This window comes from Cohnella sp. GCM10020058 (assembly GCF_042683485.1).
Lineage (GTDB): Bacteria > Bacillota > Bacilli > Paenibacillales > Paenibacillaceae > Cohnella.
In genome coordinates this window covers 1-587 of record NZ_JBHUJV010000037.1, presented here as the reverse complement: position 1 = coordinate 587, position 587 = coordinate 1, and the positions used below count along the sequence as shown (strand labels likewise).

The following is a 587-nucleotide window of genomic DNA, read 5'->3' as shown; positions in this document are numbered from 1 at the left end:
CTGGTTGTCTTCGCAACTCCACATCCTTTCCCACTTAACACACACTTAGGGACCTTAGCTGATGATCTGGGCTCTTTCCCTCTTGACGACGGATCTTAGCACTCGCCGTCTGACTCCCGAGCATACATCCATGGCATTCGGAGTTTGACTGGACTTGGTAACCCTTGGCGGGCCCCGCACCCAATCAGTGCTCTACCTCCATGATGCTAAATCTCGAGGCTAGCCCTAAAGCTATTTCGGGGAGAACCAGCTATCTCCGAGTTCGATTGGAATTTCTCCCCTACCCCCACGTCATCCCAGAGCTTTTCAACGCTCACGAGTTCGGGCCTCCAGTAAGTGTTACCTCACCTTCACCCTGCACAGGGGTAGATCACCCGGTTTCGGGTCTACGACTACGTACTAAAGCGCCCTATTCAGACTCGCTTTCGCTGCGGCTCCGTCTCTCCGACTTAACCTCGCACGTAAACGTAACTCGCCGGTTCATTCTACAAAAGGCACGCCATCACCCCTAGATCGGGCTCTGACTTCTTGTAAGCGCACGGTTTCAGGTTCTTTTTCACTCCGCTCCCGCGGTGCTTTTCACCTTT

At 53.7% G+C, this 587-nt stretch carries 1 rRNA gene; it reads right to left on the bottom strand.

The features are described 5' to 3' along the window. Window positions 1–587, bottom strand: a 23S ribosomal RNA gene (locus tag ACFSR7_RS36405); the annotation flags it as partial.